8 protein-coding genes are annotated in these 9820 nt (G+C 38.1%); 2 read left to right on the plus strand and 6 right to left on the minus strand.

Features of this window, described 5'->3' with window-relative positions; all coding sequences use genetic code 11:
* Positions 1–176: 176 nt before the first annotated feature.
* The gene (locus ACTF48_RS10470; protein ID WP_438963106.1) at positions 177–1193 is read right to left on the minus strand and encodes a PLP-dependent cysteine synthase family protein; all 1017 of its coding nucleotides are present in this window, start codon (positions 1191–1193) and stop codon (positions 177–179) included.
* A gap of 137 nt (positions 1194–1330) precedes the next feature.
* On the minus strand, positions 1331–2578 hold the full coding sequence (locus ACTF48_RS10475) for an ABC transporter permease (protein ID WP_438963107.1): 1248 nt from the start codon (positions 2576–2578) through the stop codon (positions 1331–1333).
* Between ACTF48_RS10475 and ACTF48_RS10480 the strand changes: the two genes are divergently transcribed.
* Positions 2559–3878, plus strand: coding sequence for an exo-beta-N-acetylmuramidase NamZ family protein (locus ACTF48_RS10480; RefSeq protein WP_438963108.1), 1320 nt, complete (start codon positions 2559–2561; stop codon positions 3876–3878). The genes ACTF48_RS10475 and ACTF48_RS10480 overlap by 20 nt on opposite strands.
* 148 nt (positions 3879–4026) lie before the next feature.
* Here the strand turns inward: ACTF48_RS10480 and obgE are convergent, their stop codons facing one another.
* Both obgE and ACTF48_RS10490 read right to left on the minus strand, forming a co-directional pair.
* Positions 4027–5034 (minus strand): GTPase ObgE, encoded by a 1008-nt coding sequence (gene obgE, locus ACTF48_RS10485; protein ID WP_438963109.1) that lies wholly within the window; start codon positions 5032–5034, stop codon positions 4027–4029.
* A gap of 158 nt (positions 5035–5192) precedes the next feature.
* Positions 5193–6296, minus strand: a complete 1104-nt coding sequence (locus tag ACTF48_RS10490) for an adenylate kinase (RefSeq protein ID WP_438963110.1) — start codon at positions 6294–6296, stop codon at positions 5193–5195.
* Positions 6297–6715: 419 nt separating this feature from the next.
* Between ACTF48_RS10490 and ACTF48_RS10495 the strand changes: the two genes are divergently transcribed.
* Positions 6716–7861, plus strand: a complete 1146-nt coding sequence (locus ACTF48_RS10495; RefSeq protein WP_438963111.1) for a 5-(carboxyamino)imidazole ribonucleotide synthase — start codon at positions 6716–6718, stop codon at positions 7859–7861.
* Between the two features lie 195 nt (positions 7862–8056).
* Here ACTF48_RS10495 and ACTF48_RS10500 read toward each other — a convergent pair whose 3' ends face one another.
* Both ACTF48_RS10500 and ACTF48_RS10505 read right to left on the minus strand, forming a co-directional pair.
* Positions 8057–8740, minus strand: a complete 684-nt coding sequence (locus ACTF48_RS10500) for an SDR family NAD(P)-dependent oxidoreductase (RefSeq protein ID WP_438963112.1) — start codon at positions 8738–8740, stop codon at positions 8057–8059.
* Positions 8733–9731 (minus strand): M20/M25/M40 family metallo-hydrolase, encoded by a 999-nt coding sequence (locus ACTF48_RS10505; RefSeq protein ID WP_438963113.1) that lies wholly within the window; start codon positions 9729–9731, stop codon positions 8733–8735. Before ACTF48_RS10505 ends, ACTF48_RS10500 begins: the two co-directional genes overlap by 8 nt.
* Positions 9732–9820 lie beyond the last annotated feature (89 nt).

The raw sequence follows: 9820 nt of genomic DNA on the forward strand, positions 1-9820 counted from the left end.
AAACTAAAGATAATAATTCTATCTTAAAAAGCTCAAACGACCGCTACGCTTAAAGACAAATGACAAAAGACTTTGAAATCGACAAATATTTTACACCAATTCAACTTGAAGATGCTCAAAACAAAAATGCCAAGAAACATTCTTGGCATTTTTACTATATCATTAACTGAGAAAAACTATTTCTCATCCTCAGGATAAGAACCATCTTCATTAATATATCCTTTTTCTAGCATCCACTCATCGTTAAAAAACTTACCTACATAACGGCTACCATGGTCATGGAATAGAATCACTACCACATCATCTTTAGTAAAACCATGCTCTTTGTGGATTTGTTTCAATCCTTTTATGGCAGCGCCAGCACTGTTTCCTAAAAACATTCCTTCTTCCTTTGCCAGCCTTCTGGTATATACCGCAGCGTCTCTATCTGTGACTTTAGTAAAACCGTCAATCACTTCAAATCGCACGTTGAGTGGTAAAATATCTTCACCTATTCCTTCTGTGACATAAGAATGAATCTCGTTCTCATCAAAAACTCCAGTCTCGTGGTATTTTTTAAAGACAGAACCATAGGTGTCAATTCCCCAAACCTTAACGTTAGGATTTTGAAGTTTTAAATAACTCCCTACTCCAGATATAGTTCCTCCAGTTCCTACACCTACTACAAAGTGTGTCACCTTACCTTCGGTTTGTTTCCATATTTCTGGACCTGTACTTTCATAATGCGCTTTACAGTTAGACGGATTATCATACTGATTCACATACCAGGAATTAGGAATTTCTTCACTTAACCTTTTACTAGTAGAGTAATAAGACTGAGGATCATCTGGTTCTACATTAGTAGGACATACATGAACCTCAGCTCCTACCGCACGCAGGATATCCATTTTTTCTTTAGACTGCTTATTTGCAAGAACACAAATAAGTTTATAACCTTTCATGATCGCTGCTAGAGCAAGTCCCATTCCAGTATTACCGCTGGTTCCTTCTATGATTGTTCCGCCTGGTTGTAATCTTCCATCAGCCTCAGCATCTTCAATCATTTTTAATCCCATTCGGTCTTTTACTGAGTTTCCTGGATTAAATGTTTCATATTTTGCGAGTACTAGAGCAGGAATATCTTCCACGAGCTTATTCATCTTCACAAGTGGTGTATTTCCTATCGTGCCTAATATATTTTCTGCGTATTCCATGTGCTTATTTGTGCTGCAAAAATAATGTTTTAGATAAGTTCTAGTAGCTCCATCTCATTATTGATTTGTTAATTGATGGGATTTACGATTTCGCGAAAGCGTAAACAACATGCTCAAACTACCTTTAAAGAAAGTTATTACTCAAATCGCATCGCCTTAACCGGTGATATTTTACTTACAATAAATGATGGAATTATTAAAACCAATAGACAAATCACAAACGTACCTACATTGAGTAATACAAGATGCCCTAGTGATAAATAAACTGGCATCTCAGTGACGTAATAGGTGCTAGGGTCTAGCACCAGTGGACTAAAGAAATACTGGATTCCTAGTAGCGCGAGCCCTATTACATTTCCTATAACTAATCCCTGCAGTATTAAACTCATAGCGTTATATAAAAATATCTTGCGCACTAACCAGTTGCTAGCTCCTATAGATTTTAAAATCCCTATCATGCGTGTGCGGTCTAGTATTAAAACGAGTAAAGCGGTGATCATGTTAATAATCCCTACAATAAGAATAACGGCTATAATGATATAAATGTTACCATCTAATAAGGCTAACCAAGAAAAAATATTAGGGTATTCTTGCTTAATAGTCTGACTCATTAATTGTGAATCTATATCACGCCATATTTTATTCCCTATCTCATCAAGACTATCAAAGTCACTAATAAAAACCTCAAATTTCCCTACTTGATCTGGTTTCCATTTATTGATTTTTTGAATATGCCTCAAGTCACCTATAATGAATTTAGTATCATACTCTTCTAGACCACTATCATATATTCCAGAGATCATAAAAGCGCGAGGTATAGAAGGATTTGCACTAGTAGAAGCATCTGGTTTAATAAAGTAAGTTCGTGCTTTATCACCTACTTTTAATTGTAACCTACGAGCAATATCATCTGAAATGAGAATTTCTCTTGAAGTCTTGTCACTCTTAATTGTGGGCAGTTTTCCTTCTACTAAAAAGTCTTTAAAAAAAGACCAATCATAATCTGCACCTACACCTTTAAGAATAATTCCTTCAAAATCGGTTTCGGTTCTAATCATGCCTCCTAAAGTAGCAACAGCCTGCACATGTTCTACCTCTGGAACAGATTTAAAATCAGGATAAAAATCCTGATGTAAGGAGATAGGTTTTACCGTTGTAATAGAATTATTGCGGTCATAAAGGGAAACACTCACGTGCCCATTAAAGGCACTTACTTTTTCTTTTATCTTTTTTTGCAGTCCTACACCAGTGGCAATAGCTATTAACATGACTATTATACCTATAGCGATTGCTGCAATTGCAATTTTAATAATCGGTGCACTTACGCTATTTTTATAAGCTGTACTACTTTGTACTCTTTTTGCTATGAAATATTCTAAATTCACTTATTCTTTTATGTTTTTCAAATATACCATATTAGCCATCGCTTTAACTATGATTTCCTGTGATGCAAAGATCAATCATAAAAATAAAACGGCCGCCAAAACTAAAAAAGTATCTGACACAAACATTAAACCTAGAGTTATTAAATCTACTATAGCGGTAAATAATCAACCCGTTCCCGCCGCAGATAATATTCAACAATGGATAGGCTTGTTTAAAGGCCGCAATGTAGCGGTAGTAGGTAATCAAACCAGTGTGGTACGATCTAATGTAAATACTAATAAAACAACCTGGGATGAGCCTGAAGTAGTAACATACACGCATTTAGTAGACACGTTACTAAGTCGTGGAGTACAGGTAAAAAAAGTATTTGCACCAGAGCACGGTTTCCGTGGTACGGCCGATGCTGGCGCCACCATAAAAGATGGCATAGATTCTAAAACAGGATTACCGATTATTTCACTATACGGTGCTAACAAAAAACCTACTGAAGAACAACTAGCCGATGTGGATATAATCATCTTTGATATTCAAGATGTAGGCGCACGATTTTACACTTACATTTCTACCTTACATTATGTAATGGAGGCTTGTTCTCGATTAGAAAAAAAAGTAATCATTCTAGACAGACCTAATCCTAATGGCCATTATATAGACGGTCCTATTCTAGAACCTGCTCATAAAAGTTTTGTGGGCATGCATCCCGTACCGGTAGTTCACGGCATGACCATAGGTGAATATGCGCAAATGATTAACGGCGAGCGCTGGCTAGCATATGGCTTAAAATGTGACTTAATGGTGGTTAAAATGCATAATTACAATCGTACAGATCCTTATGCTATCCCTATAAAACCATCACCTAATTTACCTAATGACCAGGCGATTAACCTTTACCCTAGCTTGTGCTTTTTTGAAGGAACAGATATCAGTGTAGGTCGTGGTACTTCCATGCAGTTTCAAGTTTATGGCGCACCACAATTAGCAAAATACCAGCAATTCTCTTTCACGCCTACTCCTAATGAAGGAGCAAAACGACCCTTGCATAATGGGAAGAAATGTTTCGGTGTAGATTTGAGAAAACACCCTAAGTTGGATCAATTAAAATTAGACTTTCTAGTAGACGCTTTCGCAAAAGCGCCTTCTAAAAGAAACTTTTTCAACTCCTTTTTTACAAAACTAGCAGGAACCGAGAAACTTCAAGAACAAATAGAAGCCGGAATGACTGCCGATGAGATACGAGGCACGTGGCAAGAAGACCTCAAAGCCTATGATCAAATGCGACAGCCTTATCTTTTATATTAATATCATGAACTATAATCTAACTTAAACTTAATTGCCTGAAAGGATTTATAATCACTATTAAAAAGTAACACCTGACAACCAATAAAAAAACACCCCAAAGATTTTACAAACCTTTGAGGTGTTTTAAATTTAATTCATTCAATAACATCTACTCATTCAACATCGCCCACAAGCGGTCTTTTAATTCTTGCATGTGGTATTGTGATAATGAGGAAATAAACATGTATGGTGCACCGTTAAAAGCGCCTTGATCATCTAGCATTTCACGCATTTCTTCCATAAGCTCTTCGTCCAGCATGTCTGCTTTTGAAATACAGACAAACCTGTTTTTATCTAGCAATTCTGGATTATACTTTTTAAGCTCGTTCAATAGGACATCATACTCAGCACTGATATCATCAGCATCTGCTGGGATGAGGAATAATAATGTAGAATTGCGCTCGATATGTCTCAAGAAACGATGTCCAAGTCCTTTACCATCTGCGGCGCCTTCTATGATTCCTGGGATATCAGCAATAACAAATGATTTAAAATCACGGTATTCTACGATTCCTAGATTAGGTTTCAAGGTGGTGAACTCGTAGTTAGCAATCTTAGGTTTAGCACTTGTGATGACAGAAAGTAGTGTGGATTTTCCAGCGTTAGGGAAACCTACTAGACCTACATCAGCAAGTACCTTCATTTCAAAAACCACGTCTAGAGACTCGCCTTCCATTCCTTGTTGTGCATAACGAGGTGTTTGTCTGGTAGAACTTTTAAAGTGCCAGTTTCCACGACCACCTTTTCCTCCTTGACAAATAATATGCTCTGCTCCATCTTCTAGCATTTCATAAATCACTTGACCTGTTTCAGAATCTTTAACAACCGTTCCTAACGGTAGGTCTATGTAAATATCTCCTCCATCTTCTCCTGTGCGGCGCTGTTTTGCCCCATTACCACCTTGAGCAGATTTAAAGTGACGTTTATATTTAAAGTGATAGAGTGTCCATAAATTTTTATTTCCTCTCAAGATTATATGACCACCACGACCACCATCTCCACCATCTGGACCACCTTTATCGATGTACTTTTCCCTGTGCAAGTGCGTGCTTCCTTTACCGCCGCGACCTGACTCAAGATGTACTTTAGTATAGTCTACAAAATTTCCTTCGGTCATTGTGTTTTTGTTATCTGTTAATGGTTAACGGTTTTTTATTTCTGAAATATTACAACCGTTCTCGACCTGCTTTTTCTGTTAGGCTTTCTTATATAAAACGGACTTGGAGAACCTTAGTCCTCGCATCATTGTTTTAATTTAATTTCGAGTTCGAGTTCTTAAAGCTTATCAAACTCTACGCTCAATCTTTCTGTGATCTCGTCCAGTGCTCCTACTCCATCTACTCCATGATATTTATCTTGAGCTGCGTAGTAATCTTTAAGTGGTGCTGTTTGTTTGTAATAAACAGAGATACGATCTCTTATCACGCCTTCATTGGCATCATCTGCTCTACCGCTGGCTTTTCCTCTTTCTAGTAATCGTTCTACAAGTACTTCATCATCTACTTCTAGCGCTACCATTCCTGCAACAGTGGTATCCATGCTGGATAGCAATTCATCCAGTGCTTCTGCCTGTGCATTAGTACGTGGGAAACCGTCAAAAATGAACCCATTTGCATCTGGTGTTTTCTCTACCTCAGCTCTTAACATATCTATCGTTACCGTATCTGGAACTAACTGTCCTTTATCGATAAAGGATTTTGCTAGTGTTCCTAATTCAGTTCCGTTTTTAATATTGTAACGGAACACGTCTCCTGTAGAGATGTGAACCAGTCCATATTTTTCTTTTAATCGTTCTGCTTGGGTTCCTTTTCCGGCACCTGGTGGACCGAATAATACGATGTTTTTCATGCGTTGAGTTTGTACATAAAGTTCGGGCAAATTGCGCCCTAGGTTATTATAATCCATGCCGTATCCCACGACAAATTTGTTTTCAATATTAAGCCCTACATAATCTATTTTCAGCGCTCGATTATATACTTCGGGCTTTAAAAAAAGTGTCGCTATGTGCAGGGCAGCTGGGTTGTGTTGTTGTAGCTTTCGCGAAAGCGTGTCCACCGTCAATCCTGTATCTACTATATCTTCTACAATAACGACCGTTCTACCTGCAAGATCCATATCTACCTGAAGACTCTCCACAAGTGCTCCAGTTGAGGAAGTTCCTTCATAACTTGAGGCACGCAAAAAAGCAATCTCACAATCATGCTCAAACTTGCGAGTTAAGTCTGCCATGACCATGTAACTGCCATTTAAAATTCCAAGGAAGACAGGTTTTTTATGAGCCAAATCACGGTTGATCTGATACGCGAGATTATCTACAGCGTCACTAATCTGGGTAGTAGTTAAAAATGGTTTAAAATAGAGATCGTGAATTTGAATCACTGTAAGTTGATTTTAATGCAAAGATAACATTTAGTTGTTGAGTTTGTGAGTATTTGAGTATGCGAGTTGGTTTGTTGTTTGTTGTTTGTTGTTTGTTGTTTGTTGTAAAATATTTTTTTGAGTTCAACGATGTGATTTTAAATAATTAGTTAGGCAAATTTTGTTTAGCTCCTGGGCTGGCCTATTATTCTGCAGACATTTCATTAAAGGGAAAAATTTAGATTCATTCTTTTGAAATTCATTACGAGTTAGAGTTCAATTGCTGTTACCTCATCTTCCGTCTTCTCTAAAGGAGGAGAAACCTCTGCGAGGCTTTTTTTTCTTTTTTTAATTCAAGTTCGAGTTCAAGTTCAGATTCAAGTTCTATTTTTCATTCTTCAATTTAAGTTTAGGTTTAAGTTTAAGTTTATTTTTGCGGTATGAGCATACCACTATTTTCTTCAGACTTTACGCTAGGCATTCTGGGCGGCGGCCAGCTAGGCAAAATGATGTTATACACGACTCGTAAATGGGATATCGCCACTTACGTGATGGATAAAAATGATACTGCGCCAGCGTTTGAAGGCTGCACAGTTTTCTTTGAAGGCGATATTATGGATTCTGAGGCGGTAATGGAGTTTGGTAAGCAGGTAGATGTTCTTACTATAGAAATTGAAAACGTAAACGTACAAGCCTTACAAGAACTGGAAGATATGGGAATAGCTGTTTCTCCCAGTGCTCGAGTGTTGAACTTGATTAGAAATAAAGCGGTCCAAAAACAGTTTTATCTCGATCATCATATCCCGACAGCTCCTTTTCAAATTCATAAAACACCTGTAATCAACCATGGAAAAAACTATCCGTTTATATGGAAAAGTGCTGAAGGTGGATACGACGGTAAAGGTGTTAAAGTAATACGTCAAGAAAGTGACCTAGCACATTTACCTCAGGTGGAATGTATCTATGAAGATATGGTCGATTTTGAAATGGAACTCGCTGTAATCGTAGCTCGTAATGCTAGTGGCGAGATGAAAACTTATCCTGTCGTAGAAATGGAATTCCATCCCGAAGCTAATCAGGTGGAATATGTGATATGCCCAGCACGTATCGATAGTACTATTTCTGAAAAAGCTCGTGCTATTGCTCTAGAAGTAAGTGCAGCTTATAACCACGTAGGCTTACTTGCGGTAGAACTATTTTTAACTAAAAACGGAGATATTCTCGTTAACGAGGTGGCTCCTAGACCTCATAATTCTGGTCATTATTCTATAGAAGGATCTGTAACGGACCAGTTTGAACAGCATATACGTTGTGTATTAGATTTACCACTCGGGAACACTGACAGTACCGTTGCCGCAGTAATGGTTAACCTAGTAGGAGAAGAAGGTCATACTGGAAACGTAGTTTATGACGGTATAGAAGACATTCTAGCCATGCCAGGTGTGACACCACATATCTATGGAAAAAAACAAACGAGACCTTTTAGAAAAATGGGACATGTTACTGTGGTGGATCAAGACATAAATACCGCTAGAGCTGTTGCGGCTCAAGTTAAGGATGGAATTAAGGTTGTTGCAGTGGATTGATTTGGGAATTTGTTGATGCGGTAATGAGGTTTTAAGATCTGAAACTATTCTCGACTACCGCTCGAACTGGAATTCAATAGTCATTTCTCTTCATAACTTAAATGCAATATCGAGCGAAAGTCGAGATATGGTAATGACACGTAATGACGTTATAGAACTTATTTCGGTTTTGAGTTCGAGTTCAAATTCAGTTTCTTACGGAGTACTCGCACTCACTTGCAACACCTTACCGTTATAGAACTTATTTCCGGTTAAAGCAAAGTTCATGATGTAAGCCGCCATTTCTTGTGCTGTTAGTGGTGCTTTATAACCTGGAAAAGCTTCTTCTAGCATTTCGGTTTGTACGGCGCCTAGGGCTAGTGTGTTGAATGATGGACCGTTTTCTTTGTATTCCTCCGCGAGGAGTTCAAAAAGGGTGATTACGGCTCCTTTGGCACTAGAATATGCCGCAAGTCCAGGGAATTTTGCGCTGCCTTGAATACCGCCCATAGAGCTTATAGCTATGACGTGAGATTCTTTGCGAAGTGCTGGTAATAACTTTTGTGTTAGTGATGCTACTCCAAAAACATTTACCGCATAACAGTTTTGAAAATCTTGAGCTGTTAATTCTTCAAAAGCTTTGTTTACTAACATTCCTGCATTATGAATTACGATGTCGATAGCATTCCATGTATCTATAATTGTTGTAGCAGTTTTAGAAACACTTTCCTCACTGGCAAGATCACATGAGAGAGCCGTGATGTTGTTTAATCCTAAAGCTTGAATGGAATCGGTTTTTCGCGCAAGCGTGATGACCTGATGTCCAGCGCTAGCAAATTGCTTTGCGAGTTCAAATCCTATACCACGACTGGTTCCTGTTATGACTATGTTTTTACTCATTTCCCATTACTTTAAGACGTTCATCGTTTACAACTTTCATAATTCCAGGCATAATAGCGTCTACCACAGCAGCCATATGACGCGAGTCTATTTGAGAAACTTCATCTCCAGGCTGGTGATAATGATCAAAATTTGTGAAGTCAAAGGTGCAAAAGGTTTGAGCTGGGATTTCAAATTCCTCGTAAAACGGGAAATTATCTGATCTCATAAACAAATTCATTTCGGCAGCTGCCTCAAGTTTACCTGTAACTAATCTGCTGGGATTTGCTTTATTAAAAACTGCTCCCATGTTAGACTTGTCATAACCGGTTAAATAAGCAATATACTCAGACTCCACCATAGGTGTTCCTGTCATTTCAAAGTTGATCATGGCAACTACATTTTCCTTTTCGGCTTTCATGCGTTTTGCAAGATGTTTAGACCCGATAAGTCCTTTTTCCTCAGCAGAGAATAAGGCAAAAACTACAGTCCTTCTATTAAAATCGATAGCCTTAAGGGATTCAGCAATAGCGAGAACGCTTGCTGTTCCCGTTGCATTATCATTTGCACCATTTGCAATACTGTCTCCAGCGACGGCTTTCATAAAACCGATATGATCATAGTGCGCACCTATAACTACAACCTCATTTTTTAAAACACCATCTGTTCCTGGCAGCATCCCTACGATGTTAAACGCTTTTTCACCTTGAGCCTGAAAATTATCAAAGAAATCATCCCTGTAAGGCTGGAGTCCTATTTCATGAAGTCTATTTTGCAAATATTTTGCAGCGGTAAGAATCCCTTCTGATCCTGTATCACGTCCTTCTAACTCATCACTGGCCAAGTAAGTAACATCATTTAATATTTGAGAAGCGCTTGCTTTAGGAATTTTAATTCCTGGCAATATTTGAGACATAGTCTCGGCCGTTTTTTCAAGTTTTGCTACTTTTTTTTGTGTTCCACAGCTGGCTATGAGAACGGCTGCGGTAAGAATTATAAGGATTCTTTTCATGGTCTAGTTTTAAAGTTTAAAGATAGGGATTTTATGAGTTTGTGAGTTTGTGAGTTTGTGAGTTTGTGAGTTTGTGAGTTTGTGAGTTT

It is taken from the genome of Nonlabens sp. (genome assembly GCF_965660805.1).
GTDB lineage: Bacteria > Bacteroidota > Bacteroidia > Flavobacteriales > Flavobacteriaceae > Nonlabens.